The following is a 361-nucleotide window of genomic DNA, read 5'->3' on the forward strand; positions in this document are numbered from 1 at the left end:
ATTACATACCAACTTTAACCACATTGTGGACAGGTTGGATTTTAGAGATAAGAAAAACTTCTAGGGCATTTGCTAAATAAGCCGTATCACGTTCAAAGCCTATTGTAATGATGGACCCAGCATCTTTCAGTCTTGGATCTATCGCAATATATTCAGTTTTATCTTCATTCCATCGGCAATATTTCATTACCCTGGCGCTTAAGCCATTACCACGATAACGGCCAGCACCTCTAGAAGTCCCAACACCGATATAAGTCACTAAATCCCCTTTGATAAACGCATATACACCTTGTTTATCGTAATTAGGAATTTTTCCAAAATTAAAATGTACTGGTGACCATTCAGGAGGCTTTCCTAATAG

General features: G+C 38.2%; 1 protein-coding gene. It reads right to left on the reverse strand.

Features of this window, described 5'->3' with window-relative positions; all coding sequences use genetic code 11:
- Position 1 precedes the first annotated feature (1 nt).
- Positions 2–361 (reverse strand): hypothetical protein (locus tag GVV58_RS15325; protein ID WP_101458563.1); only part of this gene is annotated, 360 nt, incomplete at its 5' end.

The sequence above is a fragment of the Acinetobacter sp. 18QD2AZ41W genome (genome assembly GCF_009829025.1).
Lineage (GTDB): Bacteria > Pseudomonadota > Gammaproteobacteria > Pseudomonadales > Moraxellaceae > Acinetobacter > Acinetobacter pseudolwoffii.